This window comes from Pseudomonas sp. 2995-1, from assembly GCF_002742505.1.
GTDB lineage: Bacteria > Pseudomonadota > Gammaproteobacteria > Pseudomonadales > Pseudomonadaceae > Aquipseudomonas > Aquipseudomonas sivasensis.
The window spans coordinates 1-266 of the sequence record NZ_LJSA01000668.1 but is presented as its reverse complement, the minus strand read 5'-3'; the positions used below and the strand labels follow the sequence as shown (position 1 = coordinate 266).

The window sequence follows — 266 nt, the reverse complement described above, 5'->3', positions numbered from 1 at the left end:
GGATCCTGATACTGTGCAAAAAAGCATCATTGATCATTTATACAAGGTGGCACCAAAAGGCGTGAAAGTCGACGTGACACCACTTCCCCTATCAGGAAAGGCGTATAAAATTGATCCAAACCATGAACTACTTCAGAAAGCGGCTAAGAGTTATTCCGCAGCATTTGATAAAGAAGCAGTCTTTGTCCGCTTAGGAGGATCCATTCCTGTAGTGGAGATAATCGATCGTTTATTCGGAATTCCTGTTGTACTACTTGGTTTTGGAA

At 42.1% G+C, this 266-nt stretch carries 1 protein-coding gene; it reads left to right on the top strand.

The window, feature by feature from the left end; genetic code table 11:
* Window positions 1–266: hypothetical protein (locus tag AOA61_RS31450; RefSeq protein ID WP_218197437.1), on the top strand; the 266-nt coding region annotated here is incomplete at both ends.